The organism is Metabacillus sp. KH_069, from assembly GCF_057838075.1.
Genome location: NZ_CM174460.1, coordinates 3,059,751 through 3,075,553, shown reverse-complemented (window position 1 = coordinate 3,075,553; position 15,803 = coordinate 3,059,751). Strand labels below are relative to the sequence as shown.

General features: G+C 38.4%; 18 protein-coding genes. 15 read left to right on the top strand and 3 right to left on the bottom strand.

Translation table 11 applies throughout. The features are described from left to right. The first annotated feature begins 13 nt into the window (after nucleotides 1–13). Complete coding sequence (gene phoU / locus AC3ISE_RS15550) at nucleotides 14–673, top strand: phosphate signaling complex protein PhoU (RefSeq protein ID WP_489221682.1); 660 nt, start codon at nucleotides 14–16, stop codon at nucleotides 671–673. Nucleotides 674–718: 45 nt separating this feature from the next. Here the strand turns inward: phoU and AC3ISE_RS15545 are convergent, their stop codons facing one another. Beyond that, nucleotides 719–1,195: an MltG/YceG/YrrL family protein gene (locus AC3ISE_RS15545; protein WP_070875473.1), complete on the bottom strand. Its 477-nt coding sequence runs from the start codon at nucleotides 1,193–1,195 to the stop codon at nucleotides 719–721. After that, a complete protein-coding gene (locus AC3ISE_RS15540; RefSeq protein WP_489221681.1) occupies nucleotides 1,192–1,539 on the bottom strand; it encodes a hypothetical protein in 348 nt (115 codons plus the stop codon). The genes AC3ISE_RS15545 and AC3ISE_RS15540 overlap by 4 nt, the downstream gene beginning before the upstream one ends. Nucleotides 1,540–1,787: 248 nt before the next feature. On the opposite strand from AC3ISE_RS15540, the gene AC3ISE_RS15535 reads away from it, so the two are divergent. The 8 genes from AC3ISE_RS15535 to AC3ISE_RS15500 all read left to right on the top strand — a co-directional run bounded on the left by AC3ISE_RS15535 (nucleotide 1,788) and on the right by AC3ISE_RS15500 (nucleotide 9,099). Beyond that, nucleotides 1,788–2,156 (top strand): hypothetical protein, encoded by a 369-nt coding sequence (locus AC3ISE_RS15535; RefSeq protein ID WP_489221680.1) that lies wholly within the window; start codon nucleotides 1,788–1,790, stop codon nucleotides 2,154–2,156. 15 nt (nucleotides 2,157–2,171) lie between these two features. Then, nucleotides 2,172–4,811 carry a 1,4-alpha-glucan branching protein domain-containing protein gene (locus AC3ISE_RS15530; protein ID WP_489221679.1) on the top strand — a complete coding sequence of 880 codons (2,640 nt, stop codon included), beginning with the start codon at nucleotides 2,172–2,174 and terminating at the stop codon, nucleotides 4,809–4,811. A gap of 13 nt (nucleotides 4,812–4,824) precedes the next feature. Then, nucleotides 4,825–5,874 (top strand): nucleotidyltransferase family protein, encoded by a 1,050-nt coding sequence (locus AC3ISE_RS15525; protein ID WP_489221678.1) that lies wholly within the window; start codon nucleotides 4,825–4,827, stop codon nucleotides 5,872–5,874. Between the two features lie 118 nt (nucleotides 5,875–5,992). Further along, a complete protein-coding gene (gene rpmG / locus AC3ISE_RS15520; protein ID WP_070875478.1) occupies nucleotides 5,993–6,142 on the top strand; it encodes a 50S ribosomal protein L33 in 150 nt (49 codons plus the stop codon). A 70-nt stretch (nucleotides 6,143–6,212) separates the two neighbouring features. Beyond that, nucleotides 6,213–6,779 carry a 5-formyltetrahydrofolate cyclo-ligase gene (locus tag AC3ISE_RS15515; protein ID WP_489221677.1) on the top strand — a complete coding sequence of 189 codons (567 nt, stop codon included), beginning with the start codon at nucleotides 6,213–6,215 and terminating at the stop codon, nucleotides 6,777–6,779. Further along, nucleotides 6,772–7,542 carry a DUF92 domain-containing protein gene (locus AC3ISE_RS15510; protein WP_489221676.1) on the top strand — a complete coding sequence of 257 codons (771 nt, stop codon included), beginning with the start codon at nucleotides 6,772–6,774 and terminating at the stop codon, nucleotides 7,540–7,542. Before AC3ISE_RS15515 ends, AC3ISE_RS15510 begins: the two co-directional genes overlap by 8 nt. 58 nt (nucleotides 7,543–7,600) lie before the next feature. Then, nucleotides 7,601–7,777 (top strand): hypothetical protein, encoded by a 177-nt coding sequence (locus tag AC3ISE_RS15505; protein ID WP_165970853.1) that lies wholly within the window; start codon nucleotides 7,601–7,603, stop codon nucleotides 7,775–7,777. 152 nt (nucleotides 7,778–7,929) lie between these two features. Next, the gene (locus AC3ISE_RS15500; protein WP_489221675.1) at nucleotides 7,930–9,099 is read left to right on the top strand and encodes a rhomboid family intramembrane serine protease; all 1,170 of its coding nucleotides are present in this window, start codon (nucleotides 7,930–7,932) and stop codon (nucleotides 9,097–9,099) included. A 152-nt stretch (nucleotides 9,100–9,251) separates the two neighbouring features. Here AC3ISE_RS15500 and AC3ISE_RS15495 read toward each other — a convergent pair whose 3' ends face one another. Then, nucleotides 9,252–9,434, bottom strand: coding sequence for a hypothetical protein (locus AC3ISE_RS15495; protein WP_489221674.1), 183 nt, complete (start codon nucleotides 9,432–9,434; stop codon nucleotides 9,252–9,254). 60 nt (nucleotides 9,435–9,494) lie between these two features. Here AC3ISE_RS15495 and AC3ISE_RS15490 point away from each other — a divergent pair, with 60 nt between their 5' ends. From AC3ISE_RS15490 to AC3ISE_RS15465, 6 genes are all read left to right on the top strand, one after another. Further along, on the top strand, nucleotides 9,495–9,695 hold the full coding sequence (locus AC3ISE_RS15490; protein WP_070876608.1) for a YqgQ family protein: 201 nt from the start codon (nucleotides 9,495–9,497) through the stop codon (nucleotides 9,693–9,695). A 65-nt stretch (nucleotides 9,696–9,760) separates the two neighbouring features. Beyond that, complete coding sequence (locus AC3ISE_RS15485; protein ID WP_489221673.1) at nucleotides 9,761–10,729, top strand: ROK family glucokinase; 969 nt, start codon at nucleotides 9,761–9,763, stop codon at nucleotides 10,727–10,729. A gap of 348 nt (nucleotides 10,730–11,077) precedes the next feature. Further along, complete coding sequence (locus AC3ISE_RS15480) at nucleotides 11,078–12,982, top strand: LTA synthase family protein (protein ID WP_489221672.1); 1,905 nt, start codon at nucleotides 11,078–11,080, stop codon at nucleotides 12,980–12,982. 132 nt (nucleotides 12,983–13,114) lie between these two features. Further along, entirely contained in the window at nucleotides 13,115–14,254 is a 1,140-nt protein-coding gene (locus AC3ISE_RS15475; protein ID WP_489221671.1) for a M14 family metallopeptidase, read from the top strand. A gap of 64 nt (nucleotides 14,255–14,318) precedes the next feature. Then, nucleotides 14,319–15,422: a YqgU-like beta propeller domain-containing protein gene (locus AC3ISE_RS15470; RefSeq protein ID WP_489221670.1), complete on the top strand. Its 1,104-nt coding sequence runs from the start codon at nucleotides 14,319–14,321 to the stop codon at nucleotides 15,420–15,422. Nucleotides 15,423–15,448: 26 nt separating this feature from the next. Beyond that, complete coding sequence (locus AC3ISE_RS15465) at nucleotides 15,449–15,763, top strand: MTH1187 family thiamine-binding protein (protein WP_489221669.1); 315 nt, start codon at nucleotides 15,449–15,451, stop codon at nucleotides 15,761–15,763. Nucleotides 15,764–15,803: the final 40 nt, after the last annotated feature.

Here is a 15,803-nt window from a genome sequence, read left to right as displayed (position 1 = left end):
GAGGTAATTAAACATGGTGGTTAGAGAGAAATTTGAATACGATTTAAAAATCCTGCGTGATCGATTAAATGAAATTTCACAGCTCACTGAAAAGGCTTTATTAGAAGCGATTGAGGCACTTGAAACGAAAAATGTAGAAGCAGCTTTGGAAATCATTGAAAACGATGAGCGCATTGATGATTTAGATGAGGAAATCAACGATTTGGCTATCCTTCTTATTGCAAAACAGCAGCCGGTTGCCATTGATTTAAGGCGGATTATCGTTGCCATTAAAATCTCCAATGATGTTGAAAGAATGGCTGACTTTGCCGTGAATATCGCTAAATCAACAATTCGTATCGGTGATGAGCCGTTATTTAAACCGATTGAAACAATCAAAAAAATGCATGCGCTTGCTGTAGAAATGCTTTCACTATCTGTAAAAGCATTTAACGAGGAAGATGTCATATTAGCTAAGAGAGTTGCAGATATGGACGATCAAGTAGATGATTTTTACGGACAAACGATTAGAGAGCTTCTGGAAATTATGCCGGAGCGCAAAGAACTTATGCAGCAGATTACTCAATTAATGTTTGTATGCAGATATATTGAGCGTACTGCTGATCATGCAACAAATATTTCTGAAAGTGTCCTATATCTTGTTAAAGGCAGAAGATATGATTTAAATGCATAAACATAAAAAGAGCCTGTCACGTCTTAGTGACAGGCTCTTTTTATGTCATTTTACAAGGACATTGACAATTTCGCTGAAGGACATGCCTTTAGTAAGTTCAAATGTTCCCATACGAACCTTCGTATGATAATTTCCGTTAATGACAAATTCATTAAAATCCTTTGCAGAGGCAATGACGCCTTCTTGCTCAAGGATGTCAGAAACATCACCTGTATTCATTCCCTCTACAATTTTCAATGTGTATTTTTCATTTTGTGGCTTTTCTTCAGGCGGGGCCTCGGCTTGCTTTTGTTTTTCAATCAATGCAGTTTCTTTAAAGGCGATTAGCTCGTCATATTCTTTCGTGTCGATAGCCGTCTGGCCCTTTTTAATTAGATATTCTTTTATATCATTTTCAGTAACTTCTTTGCTCACAACAGCAGCTGTTTTTTCATTGGTTTCTCCCATGAAATATGTAGCGGCAAGAACAGATGTAGACAAAATCATTCCAGCTGCGAATGATTGAAATCCTTTTTTGCTCATGTTAAGACCCTCTCATTCTTTCTAAGAATGGCTCCGATCTCTTTTTCGCTTAAGTATTCAGATCTTGCAATTGCTTCAGTAGATAAGCCTTGATTATGTTTCAAAATGATGCGCTGCAGGGTCTGAGGATCGATTGAATCATTATCAGCAACCTCTAAATCATTTTGAAGAATTTCTTCTTCCAGCACTCTGACTTTTTTCTTCAGCTTATATATCTCTTGCATCGAAGAAACAGACAGGTGTTCAACTTCCTGTTCAATATCTTTTACATGGTCTCTTTGAAAGAATGAAACGCCAATTAAAAGAATACTGACTACAAACAGGGCAATGATCATAATCTCCATATTTATTCACCTTCTAATATTTTTTCCCTTTTTCTTTATATCACAGATTTCATACATTCTAAAGCGGAATATGCAATTTGTCGAAAAATGTCTTAATTCAAGCGATTTTCTCATAGAATAATCTTATGTCATAATAATAGCAGCAATTTATTAGGAAAGGGATGAAAATCCTGGAACATCTACCTTCAATGAATCAATTAAACCGCCTTCATGGTGATGCAATGACTCTATTAATGAGAACTCGATCCATGTTTTTTTTACAATGGAATATTGGAAGGAAAACGGAAACGGCGCTCTCAATCATTTGCAGCGAGCAATATACTTCACTAAAAAAAACAATAAGGTTTTATCAAAAGAAGCAAAACTCTCTATACTATAAAGATTTTAAGATCTCAGATCAACATGCTTGCCTTTTTATAGAAGGTATAGGACCAGATGCCGGATATTATGCAGAATTGATTCTTCATACATCTGAAAATAGTCAACTGACTGTTCTGAAGTCAAATGAATTAATAGTGAATGATACAAATGACAGTCAGATTGATTGGAGAGCATATAAAGACGAACCTGATTCGTGGGAAAAGCAATTCTCAGCATATACGGTATACGACAAATAGAAGGAGTATAAGCACATGGTGAAAAACAGCATGATCATTCTTCATGCCCACCTGCCGTTCATCACTGACTATACAAATACGGAATATGAACAGCTGTGGCTTTTTGAGGCTTTGTCAGAATCCTATATTCCAGTGCTTTGGAGTTTGAAGGCTGTGGAAAACCCGTCCATAACGATTTCTTTTTCTCCTACTCTTATGGAAATGCTTACAGATAAGAAGATTCAGGCAAACTATCGCCGTCACTTGGAAAAAATAATTTTGTTAATCAGATCAGAATTAAGCAGGGGTGTGGATGATGAGCAATCAGTCCTGAAATTTTATCTTTCTCGTTATGAGAAAATTATCGAAACCTATGAAGAATTTGAGGGCAATATTTTAAAAGGGTATATTGATTTATTCAATAGAAGAAAAATTGAGGTTATCACTACATGTGCAACACATGCAATTCTCCCTTTTCAATGCACAGAAGAGGGCATGAACATGCAAGTAGAAACGGGAATGAGAGTATTTGAACATCATTTCGGAACAGCTCCGAAAGGGTTCTGGCTGCCAGAGATGGCAATCAGCGCTCAAACTGTTAAAATTCTGGCTCAACAGGGAATTGAATATACGTTCGCCGATTCACCTGAAATAACCTGCCCGGCAGCAGTTGATCAAGGCCTAATCATTTTTAAACGGAATAAAGAAATGGCTGGTGCTGTATGGGATAAGCATAATGGATACCCATCACACCACGTTTACCGGGAGTATTATCGGGATGTCGGGTTTATTAGAGATTGGGATGATATTAAAGAGTTTGCATTTCTTGAAAAAACAAGAATCAATACTGGACTGAAGCTTTGGAGGATAACTGGTCAGACAGAACGGAAAAAGATTTATATGGAAAAAAAGGCATTCGACCAAGCTAAAAGGGATGCGCATGATTTTTTGCAGAGACTGGGCTCTGAAAGTGAGCTCTCTGTGATTCCATTTGATTTTGAGCTGTTTGGTCATTGGTGGTTTGAAGGGCCAGCCTTTCTATGGGAGCTGTTAAAACATGAAAGCCAATTTATTCTGCCGTCTAATTGGCTTAAGAATAAGAGCAAGGTCAGCGAGCATGTGGACTTAGCTTTTTCTACATGGGGGAGAAACGGATATGGCGACATGTGGCTTAATGAAAAAACAGCGCAATATTTTCAGCACTTTCACTTAATCGAGAAACAGCTATTTTGCACCACTGTCAATTCCCGGGAAATGAATGCGAAAAAAAAATGGAGTCTTATTAAAGAATGGATGCTTGCCGCAAGCAGTGACTGGACATTCATGATAGGAAATGGGACTTCTGCTGATTATGGACATTACCGGATTAGAAAGCATCTAAAGAATTATTATAAACTGAGTGAATCAACAGATGAAACACTAGATACCTATAATCAGGAACCAGATTTATTTGCCTTTCTTCCATTGAAAAGAACGGCATCTGAAATAAAAGATCTTGCTGCCGGGGCTAAAATACTGATGGTGTCTACAGAATATCCCCCAAATATTGTCGGGGGGCTCGGAAGACATGTAGATGAACTTTCAAATGCACTTGCCGGGCAAAATGTCGAAGTTGTTCTTCTTACAATAGCTTCAGATGAAAAACCTTTGTATGAAAACCCAATTCCAAATCTGCATGTCTACCGGATAAAGTCTCTTCAGCAAAAGCATAAGTCACTTACTGAATGGACAATGAATCACAATAGTGCATTTGTTCAATTTTTATTAAATAATAAACATATAGAATATGATATCGTGCATGTTCATGATTGGCTTACTGCAGGGGCAGGAAGAACCATACAGAACCTTTTTAAAGTGCCGCTCGTTGCAACCATTCATGCGACAGAAAAGGGAAGGAACAAAGAAATCTCGACCTCTCTTCAAAAGTATATACATAGGGAAGAGAACTTGCTTGTACAGGCAGCAGACCGGGTAATTGTATGCAGTGACTATATGCGGAAGGAGGTCACGGAACAATTTCACACACCATCTGAAAAACTAACTGTGATCCCTAATGGAATAAATCTTTTAAAAACTAATATGTATGATAAAAATTCACAAAAGTGCAAAGTGATATCTTTGACAGGGCAGCCTTATCTTTTCTCGATGGGAAGACTGGTCGCAGAAAAAGGTTTTGATATCCTTTTATCTGCCTTACCGGGTATTTTGAAGCGTTTTCCTAAAATCCGCATGATTATAGCAGGAGATGGGCCGCATCGCAACGAATATGAAAAAAAAGCGAAAGAATTGAACGTTCATAAAAATGTAACATTCCTTGGTTTTATAGATGAAGACCTTATACATATACTCCTTACGCACTGTGAGATGAATATTATTCCTAGCTATTATGAACCATTTGGGATTGTTGCACTGGAGAGCATGGCGGCAAAAAAACTGACAATTGCTGCAAATACCGGCGGTTTAAGAGAAATTATCAAACACAATGAAAATGGACTCCTGTTTGAGCGGGGAAATTCAAAAGCTTTGGCATCAGCTATCCTAGAGGCACTCCAACATAAAGAGCGGGCAGACCGTCTGGCTCAAAAGGGATATGAAGAAGTTTTGAGCCGTTTCGCCTATGAACATATTGTTAAAAAAGTTATTAAAGAGTACGAAGTGCTTTATCCTAAAAGATAAGGAGCTGAAAAATGTGAAAGCTGTGATCCTCGCAGGCGGAGAAGGCTGCAGGCTTAGACCTCTTACAAATCACTGTCCAAAACCAATGGTCCCAATATTAAACAAGCCTGTTATGGAATATAGCATTGAGTTATTAAAAAGACACGGTATTAAGGATATTATAATGACTGTGCATTATTTATCATCTTCTATTCGTGCCTATTTTGGAGACGGTTCAAAATGGGGAGTCACGATCACTTACAGTGAAGACGGGATGCCTCTCGGTACAGCAGGAAGTGTGAAGCTGGCAGAGCAATTGCTTACCGAGTCATTTCTTGTCATCAGCGGAGATATTCTTACTGACTTTGATTTGAGGGCAGGCATACAGCATCATGAGGATCAGCTTGCAGCAGCGACTATTTTTACAAAACCGCTGGACTTGCCGATTGAGTACGGAGTGCTTTTGTCTTCAGATAAAAAGATGAAAAAAATGTTCGAGAAGCCTAACTGGAGCGACCTTTCCCAGCATTCTATCAACACGGGCATCTATATTCTGGATCCGAAAATCTTCAGTTATTTAGAAGACTTTACTCATTATGATTTCAGTAAAGATGTGTTTCCTGCTATCTTAAAACATAATGAGAAAATCAGTATTTTTGAAGCTGTTGGATATTGGTCAGATATTGGGACGCTTGCAACATATCGCGAAGCTCAGTTTGATATGCTCAATCATAAAGTCAACCTTCCATCTAAGGGCAAAGAGATAGCTAAGGGGATCTGGATGGAGGATGGGGTAACCATTCATGATGATGTGACGTTAAAAGGGCCGATTTATATCAGCAAGAATACAATCATTCATGAAGGGGCAACAGTAGGTCCAGAGACGGTTCTCTCAGAGTCAGCCATTATCCATGAAAAATCAGAAATTACCCATTCTATTCTATGGGAAAACAGCTATGTTGGAAAATCGTGCAGCCTTGGCGGGATGATTGGACACTGTCAGATTCAGGATCATTCAGCTCTCGCTGATATCAACGAAGAGACGGTTAATGCCTGGAGAGAATATACAAAAAGAGATTCTTAATTCTTTTCTTTTCAGACATTGAAGAAAAAAATAAAATAATGTGGAATTTCTTTTTTAAAAATGCTATTATAGTTAAGTCTGATTTAGTATAAGTTTTTTAGTTTGGAGGGAAATCAACATGCGCGTTAATCTTACACTAGCTTGCACAGAGTGCGGCGAACGTAATTACATTTCTAAAAAGAACAAACGTAATAACCCGGATCGCATGGAGCTTAAAAAATATTGCTCTAGAGAGAAAAAGGTTACATTACACCGCGAAACAAAGTAAGCAGCAGGAATTTATTTCCTTGCTGTTTTTTTTATACCTATACATTAATTTTTAAAGGGAGCGCTTTGGAATGCTGAAGACAAATCTTAGAAATGATGTGAAACGCAGGCTTAATTCTTTAGAAAACGATACATACGAAGAAAATTGTGAACGTATAAATAAAAGACTGTTTGCTCAGCCGTACTGGCTGAAGAGCGAAACAATCGCCATCACCATTTCAAACGGCAGAGAAGTGGATACAGCCATAATCATACAAGAGGCCTTGAGGCTGAACAAAAGAGTGGCCATACCTAAATGTTATCCCGATCAAAAAAAGATGGAATTTCGCACCTTTCAGACGGCGGATCAGCTGGAGACCGTTTATTTTGGGCTGAAAGAGCCTGTTGTTTCAAAAACAGCCTTTGTTCCGGCTGGTGAGATTGACCTTCTTATTGTCCCGGGAATATGCTTTGACAGAAAAGGCTTCAGAATAGGGTACGGAGGAGGTTATTATGACAGATATATGACTCAGTACAGGGGTTTTTCTGTTTCACTCGCATTTGAGGCACAGTTGGTCTCTGCTGTTCCTGCTGAAGCGCATGATCTGCCTGTACATCAAATTTTGACGGAAAACGAGGTGATTGTTGCCAGTGGCTGATCACTTATTTGCCATTCTTTTTATTCTTTTTATTTCTATCGCCGGCCTTAAGCTAAAGTCGTTAACCATAAGCGGAGCCATCGCTGCGGGTTTCATTGGAATATCCATTTATGCAGGTTTTGGCTATTTAGGATTAGTGGTGCTCGGGATATTCTTTGGAAGTTCTAGTTTCTGGAGCAAATTTAAGCGTGATCGCAAAATGAGTACATCCGAACTGCTTGTGAAAGGAGATCAGAGAGACGCAGCTCAAGTGCTGGCAAATGGAGGTGTTTCTGCATTAATCAGCATTGTTCATACATTTATGCCTTTTGAAGGCAGTTTCGCCGTATACAGCGCTTCAGTCGCTGCTGCAAATGCGGATACTTGGGCATCTGAAATTGGGACACTCAGCAAAAAAATGCCAAGAATGATTTTTACTTTGAAAAAGGTAAAGAAAGGAACGTCAGGGGCAGTAAGTCCTCTCGGCACTGGTGCAGCGTTTGCAGGCGCATGGTTAATCGGAATTACAGCTTATGCTGTTTTTCCTGTGCAAGAGATGGATTTACTTCTTATTGTTCTTTTCGGATTCACAGGCAATCTGATTGATACGGTGCTTGGCGCTTCTGTTCAAGTGTATTATCAATGTCGAGTTTGCGGATTAAATACAGAGCGATACGAGCATTGTCAGGAACGCAGCATGAAGATTAGAGGTTTTTTAAATAATGATGCTGTTAATTTCATAGCCATTTTTACTGCTGCAATTCTAGCATTGCTTGTATACTGAAAGAAAATATGGATAAAAAATGGGATAGCGGCAAAAAGTATCAATAGGAGGGATGAAGATGCGAAAATTGAATTCAGTACTTCTTATGGTCCTTGGTATACTTGCATTTTACCAATATCGCTACCGTCTGATGAATGTCGTGCTCAGCCAGCCGAATATACGGCACTTTTTCATTCAGCTTTCCATGAGAATTCCTTTTATAAGGGAAAAATTTATGTTCCGTGCTTTTCATTAATGCTCACCTGTTGTCCAACAGGTGTTTTTTTTCATTTTTTAATAGTTGGCGTCTTGCATCAAAAATAGCCCCATTATAGAAAGAAAGCACTATTCTTTAACAAGATGCAGGTAAGTTGATATAATATTTTAAAAAAGTTCGGAGAGAAGAATATGGGAATAAGCGGGGATAATCTTTTTTGGAAGTTAACCCATGAAGCTGTGACGAGACACGATTATCAGATAATCCGTTTATCAGAAGATGAACAGGAAGTATTGCTTGGTCCATATAAAAATAAAGAGTTTCAACTTGTACGTTTCATTAGGGTGGATCTTGATTGGGGAAGAGAGCTTCACCAGGATATCGAAAGGACTGCCGGACACATTGACCGGATACGCAAACAATCATGGAAGCATCCGATCCAACTATTGAACGTTTATATTTCAACATATCCGCCAGTGGATGAGTGGGAATTTCGTATTGAAAAACCGCATCAGGAAGGACAAACGACTATAAAATCAATTGTTGTTCATAAAGACAATGAATCAGAAATGGTCTTTTACCTTGCACAATTGCTTGGAGTGAGCCTGTCTACAGATAAATCGCTTGATCCGAATGACACTGCAAGGCTTAGAAACGAGGCAATTACTCACTCAAATCGCAGAGTAAGGGAAGAAAGACAGATTTTTAATTTCGGAAAACCAATCTTCACCTATTTATTTACTGCGCTGCAAATCTTAATGTTTATCCTTTTAGAAGCTGCAGGAGGGAGTCAAAACACTCAAGTATTAATTCAGTTTGGCGCTAAATACAATCCCTCGATTATTAACGGTGAATGGTGGCGTTTCTTTACTCCGATTATTCTCCATATTGGGGTGCTGCATCTTCTGATGAATACGCTGGCCCTGATTTATATTGGCAGTGCGGTTGAGAGAATGTACGGATCTGTAAAATTTTTGTATATTTATTTATTTGCTGGCGCATCAGGGACGCTTGCAAGTTTTGCTTTAAGTCCCTCGATTTCAGCAGGAGCTTCAGGAGCTATTTTTGGCTGTTTCGGTGCCTTGCTTTATTTAGGAATAATCAAACCAAACTTGTTTTTCAGAACAATCGGCTCAAATTTAATATTTATTATCGCGCTTAATCTTCTATTTGGCTTCGCTGTCCCTAATATTGATAATGCAGGGCATATTGGAGGCTTGATTGGAGGGTTTTTGGCTGCACTGATCGTTCAGCTCCCTAAACAAAACAAATGGGGACTGAGACTGCTTGGAGCTTTTCTGTCCATTCTATTAATTGCCGGTGCATATATTTACGGAATTCACTTTGCGCGGATTTTTTAGGACAGGAGACTGTTCTTTTTTTTAGCTGTTTTCGCATAGATTGTTGTTTTTCTTGATAAATGTTGTCCGTTCCTTGCAGCGAGAGGAACTTGCTTTCCGCGGGGAGCACGGGAGCCTCCTCGGCGTTGCCTGTGGGGGTCTCCCGATTTGCTCTATTTCCCGCAGGAGTCAAGTTTATCCGCTGCAATCCACTCATGTTTTTTAACATTTAGTCTAATAGCAACAATATTTACGAGAAGAGCTTTTTTTATTTCCTGTTTTTTGGCTCCAGATAAAAGTCTGCGGACGATTTCAGAAGATATCTGTCCTAATTGATGATAATTCTCTTGACGCATTACGACATTCCTTTATACTTTAATGTAGTTAGATTAAGCTTCATATGAGTAGGTGGGAAAGTGAAAACAATTTATGATGTTCAGCAGCTCTTAAAAAAGTATGGAACTATCATATACATTGGCGATCGCTCAGCTGATTTAGAACTGATGGAGATGGAAGTCAGACAGCTGTTTGAATCGAATCTTATCGAAGTGCAGGATTACCAGATGGCAGTGCTGCTTTTAAGGCAGGAGCGCCAGCGGGTGAAAGACAAAATGTAAGGCAAACCGTTCAGGAAATTGTGCAAACGGTTTCTTAAAAAATATAAAAAAGGATGACATTGAAAATGACAGATAAATGGCTAGTAGGAATTGACTTAGGCGGAACAACAATTAAAATGGCGTTTATCAGCCATTATGGCGAAATGATCGAAAAATGGGAAATACCTACAGATAAAAGCGGAAAAACGATAACAACAGATATAGCAAAGGCAATCGATGCGAAGCTTGCCGAACTCGGACAAACAAAGTCCAAGCTTGCAGGAATTGGCATGGGAGCACCGGGTCCTGTGAATTTAGAAACAGGTCTTGTTTATGAAACAGTAAACTTAGGCTGGAAGAACTACCCGCTGAAGCATCATCTTGAAATTGAAACAGGCTTAAAAGCCGTGATAGACAATGATGCAAATATTGCTGCAATCGGAGAGATGTGGAAAGGTGCCGGAGACGGTGCCAAAGATGTGATCTGTGTTACTCTTGGCACCGGAGTAGGCGGAGGCATTATTTCTAATGGAACAGTTGTTCACGGAGTAAACGGAGCTGGCGGAGAGATTGGCCATATTACTTCTGTAGTAGAGGGAGGCGCACCTTGCAATTGCGGCAAAGAAGGGTGTCTGGAAACAATTGCTTCTGCAACGGGAATTGTGAGGCTTGCTGTTGAAAAGCTGCATCAGGACTCTTCACCAAGCTCGCTGAGAAAATTATACGAAGAGAACGGCAGCATTTCTTCAAGAGATGTGTTTGAAGCATCTGAACAAGGAGATCAGCTTGCATCAGAAGTTGTTGAATATATTACAAAGCAATTGGGTCTTGCTATTGCGAACTTATCGAATGGTTTAAATCCAGAAAAGATCGTTATTGGCGGCGGGGTTTCAAAAGCAGGTGAACACTTAAGAAAAAATACAGAAAAGTATTTCAAGCGCTTTGCATTTCCGCGCGTGGCAGAAGGTGCTTCCATATCTATCGCCACTTTAGGAAATGACGCAGGGGTAATCGGCGGAGCATGGCTTGTGAAAACAAAACTTTCGACTGTATAAGGCACATATAAAAAATAAAATAAATTATAATAAGAAGGAGCCCTATCTCGCATAGATAAGGCTCCTTCTTATTGTGATTAAATATTCTGAAAAGTTTTACTTTAATATTATTGAAACTTTTTTATGTTTTATACGTCTAACTATAGGGTAAAACGAATAAGCTGAACATTATTATTCTATCATCCTAGTGTAAGGGAAATGTTAAAAACGATTGATTTTTTGTTAAAGAAGTATTAAGATATGGTTTAGCTGTGATATTTCAGCCTAATTTATGGAAAAAATATTGATTTATAATAAATAAAAAAAAATATATGTTACGCAGGTTCTAACGAATGAGGAGGTTATGAAATGCGTATAAAATCACTTTCAAAAATTTCATTTTTACTGATTGCGACATTGTTCATGTGGATAAAAACATACATTGTCTACAAAACTAGCTTCGACATTAAAATTGAAAACTTCACCCAGGAATTTATCCTGTTCATAAACCCATTAAGTTTTCTTCTGTTCATATTTGGATTTGGGCTGTTTATGAAAGAGAAAAATCGCAACAGGTACATTTTAGGGGCAAGCATTGTTGTCACTGCTGTCCTTATAGCCAACATTGTATTCTACCGGTTCTTTAATGATTTCTTAACGATTCCCGTTTTATTCCAGACAAGCAATATGGGTGATCTCGGAAGCAGTATATCATCTTTATTTGAACCTTTTGATTTATTGCTTCTTGTTGACATCGTCATCCTCTTCTGGCTGATGAAACGTCCAAGATTTCAAATTGGAGCAGCTGTTACCAGAAAAGAAAAAACAGCTTTTTACCTTTTAGTAGCGGGGGTCTTTTTCTTTAACTTAGGCTTAGCTGAAACAGAGCGCCCTCAGCTTTTAACACGCTCTTTTGACCGTGAAATGCTTGTTAAAAACATCAGTGTTTATAACTTTCATGTTTATGATGGAGTCCTTCAGTCAAAAACATCTGCACAGCGTGCGCTGGCAGACAGCAATAGTTTGACTGAGATTGAAAACTATGTAAAAGCAAATAAAAAAGAACCAAATGATGAAATGTTCGGCATTGCAGAAGGACGAAATGTCATTATGGTTTCATTAGAGTCGACACAGAGCTTTGTCATCAACGAAAAAATTAATGGAAAAGAAATTACCCCATTCCTGAATGACTTCATTGGGGAAAGCTACAATTTTGATAATTTTTATCATCAAACCGGCCAGGGAAAAACTTCTGACTCAGAGTTTATTGTTGATAACTCTCTTTACCCTCTTGGACGGGGTGCAGTATTTTTCACAAACAGCAACAATGAATATGCAGCCACTCCGGAATTATTGAAAGATAAAGGCTACTACTCAGCTGTTTTCCATGCTAACAATAAAAGTTTCTGGAATCGTGACATCATGTATCAGGCTTTAGGATACGACAGATTCTTTGATGTAAATGATTATGAAGTAAACGAGGGAAATTCAGTAGGCTGGGGACTGAAAGACAAGGAATTCTTTGAACAGTCAGTTGATCATATGAAAGAATTGCCTCAGCCATTTTACAGCAAGCATATTACGCTCACAAATCACTTCCCATTCGAACTGAATGAAGAAGATAAAATGGTGGATGAGTTTAATTCTAACAGCAAAACATTAAATAATTATTTCCCGACAGTCCGTTACCAGGATGAAGCTTTGAAAAATTTCATTCAAAAGCTTAAAGATGAAGGGTTATATGAAAACTCAATTATTGTCCTTTATGGAGATCACTATGGTATTTCAGAAAATCATAATGCAGCAATGGGTCAATTCTTAGGCAAGGAAGTCACGCCTTTTGATGAAATTCAGCTGCAAAGGGTCCCATTTGTCGTTCATATTCCAGGTGTAACGGATAAAAAACCTGAAACGATTTCAGATGTTTCTGGACAAATTGACATTCGTCCTACACTTATGCATTTATTGGGCATCGAGACAAAAGAAGAAATTGAATTCGGCAAAGATTTATTCTCGAAAGACAAATTGCCATTTACTGTTCTTCGTGATGGAAGCTTCATTACAGACAAATTCGTCTATACAAGCGGAACATGCTACGATAAATCAACCGGTGAACCTGCTGAAGATAAAAATGCCTGTGAGCCGTTTATGGAAAAAGCGAAGCAGGAATTAAATTACTCAGATAAAATCATCTATGGAGATCTTTTGCGCTTCTATGATGAAATGAAAAACGGAAAAGAAAAGAAAGAACCTGAGAAAGAATCCAATAAATAAGTAATTTAAAGCTTTGGCCTTGCGGCCAAAGCTTTTTTTATGTCAGTCTTTGTGACTGTTTTAAAGCGTTTAACAAGAATAGGGAAGTTGAATCATATGCTAATAATAACCAAAAGCCAGGGGGGAATCAGGATGAAAGTCAGAGCAGAAAAAAACACAACCTTAAAGGAGCTCTCGAGTATTTTAAACGTCCATGAGCAGCTGCTATATGATTCAAATCCTCATTTGAAAACAACCTTTATAAAGTCCGGTGAAACATTCCATATCCCTTTTACTGAAAAATTGAAATGTCACATATCGTCCACTTCCAAAGAGGCACCAGTAAGGAATATAATAGACTTTTATGAGGGTCATGATTCTTTCCCTCAATCATCAGAGTTTATCCAAATAAAACGGGCATATGATTACAATGTTCTTCTTGAAGATTTGGCAAAAGTAACGGAAGCCTTTCCTTTTATAGAGAAACGAACCATTGGATACAGCGTACTCGGCCTTCCTATATTTGAACTTTTGATTGGAACCGGCACAAAGAAGGTTCACATGAACGGATCGTTTCATGCAAATGAATGGATTACAACATCCGTTTTAATGTGCTGGCTTCATGAATATCTGCAAGCAGTTGTAGAGGGAGGGGCATTTGAAGGGCACGCTGCGATGGAACTGTATCAAAAGACGTCTTTATCTTTTGTTCCGATGGTTAACCCAGATGGGGTGCAGCTGGTGATCAATGGACTGCCTGCTGAGCATTCTCATTACCAATCCGTCCTGTTCATGAATAACAACAGTTTAGATTTTGAGCAATGGAAAGCCAACATTAGTGGAGTAGATTTGAATAATCAGTTTCCTGCTTACTGGGAGATAGAAAAGGAAAGAAAAATTCCTAAATTTCCTGCATCGAGAGATTATCCTGGAGATGCGCCCCTTACAGAACCGGAATCTATTGCAATGGCTAAGCTTGCAGATGCCAGTGACTTTGATCTAATTGTGGCTGTACATACCCAGGGTGAGGAGATCTACTGGGGGTACATGAACTGTGAACCGGAGGAAGCATTGGCCATTGTGACCGAATACAGCCGTCTAAGCGGATATAAAGCTATAAAAAATATAGACAGTCATGCAGGTTTTCGGGATTGGTTTATTTATGAAAAGAAAAAATGCGGTTTTACCATAGAACTTGGCATTGGTGTCAATCCGCTTCCGCTAAATCAATTTGATGAAATTTATGAAAAGAGCAGAGGGATTTTCTGGGCTTCTTTATATTCTTTAAAATGATGAAACAATTAGGTTGACTGAAACGTAATACTAGATGTGACAGATAAGAGGGGAGCATTTGTTGATGAGATTCAGACTAACACTACTAGCATTCATAACGGCAATAATATTCACTGGCTGTTCACAACAATCTCATCAACCACATGATGTTTCTGAACTTGCAGAGATACGAAAGCCAGCAACAGTAGAACGATACATTTCTGTTGATTTTCTTGAGGAGAAAAATCTTATTCCCATCTCGGATGAGAATTTCTTTTCAGTTGAAGGCTGGCTTGATAATCAGCATGTCCTTTATTTAAGCGAGACTGCGGAAAAATCAACGGTTTATAAATATAACCTCTTTACAGGTGAAAAAGAGAAAGTCTTCGAATCGGAAGCGTCAATCGTGCAGCTCGAATTGAATCCTGATAAAAACTTAATTCTTGTTCACGCCAGTCCATCGAGCTTTGAGGCAGAAATAACGATTATTGATCCAATGGGCAATGTGAAGACGAAACGGTCTATTCCTTCTTCTGAGCTTACTTTTTCATGGAGTCCTTCAGGAGAACGTTTATTTTTGACCTCTTTTGATGAGAACTGGACGTTTCAAACTTTTATCTTGAATATGAGCGATTTCTCATTAGATAAAAATCCTGTGGATATTCCATTCATTCAGTGGCTGTCTGATGAGGATGTAACGTATCTGAAATGGGATGAAGCGGAACCTCAATTAACAGCACCTTTATATAAGCATTCATTAGTGAGTAAGAAAGAAGTTTTGATTGAAGAACATATTATTTCTCACGCGAATTTTAAAGATCTTTCATTTGCTGTTGTTGTTGAAAATGAAGAAAAATCAATCGGTTCTTACACTTTTTATGATGATAATTACGAGGATTACATCTATTCTTTTGATGAAAAGCTGCTGCCGCTGTACTCGGAATGGCTTGTGCCTGAATTTGATTATTCAAGCAGAAGCGGCCTGTTTTATACATTTGTTCCAACAGAAGAAAATAGTTTCAATTTAACAGCCGTTGATCCTAAAAATAAAAAAACAGAGATTGTCTTAAAAAATATTGAAAACAGCGACATCAAACTTTCTCCAAACGGAGAACTGGCCTTGTACGGCTCCTATTTAGAAAAGGTAATTGACTTGAAAGGCTCCGAAATTAAAGGTATTGTAAAGTGAAATCACTTCAGGAGGCGGTAGAGTATATGGCAATTGCAGACGTAACTGTTATTCCGATAGGCACTGAAACGGCCAGTGTAAGCGAATATGTCGCTGCTGTTCAATCAATTCTTAAAGATTATGAACGCGAGGGCAAAATTAAATTTCAGCTTACTCCAATGAATACAATTATTGAGGGTGAGTTATCTGATTTGCTCGATGTTATTAAAGCCATTCATGAATCACCATTTGAGAAGGGGATTAAGCGCGTGGCTACTAATATCCGCATCGATGACCGCAGAGATAAATCTTCAACGATGGAGAGCAAGCTAAACAGTGTAAATCGCCATTCAAAGTTATAATTAATACCGGAAAAGAAAAAGCGGCTCTAGTCTATTTCTG